Here is a 211-nt window from a genome sequence, read left to right as displayed (position 1 = left end):
ATCCAAATTTTAAAATAGCACTTGAGGCAGTCCTTCGTGACCGTGATGACCTGTACCGACGTCTTATGCAGGCAGAAAGGAAGCTTAAAGAAATGTCTGACCTGCAGGCCATGAAAGACTCATACGAAGCCAGGCTGTCAGAGAAAGACAAAATCATTGAAGCTAAGGATAAAGCCATTGAATCCAAGGACAATCGTATTGCATCGTTGGA

General features: G+C 43.6%; 1 pseudogene. It reads left to right on the top strand.

Going from position 1 to position 211, the window contains the following annotated elements:
* A pseudogene (locus I6E24_RS17150) lies at positions 1-211 on the top strand (IS66 family transposase); the annotation flags it as partial.

Source organism: Bacteroides caecigallinarum (assembly GCF_021530995.1).
Lineage (GTDB): Bacteria > Bacteroidota > Bacteroidia > Bacteroidales > Bacteroidaceae > Phocaeicola > Phocaeicola faecigallinarum.
The sequence above is the reverse complement of the archived record's forward strand: the minus strand, read 5'-3'. Positions and strand labels throughout refer to the sequence as shown.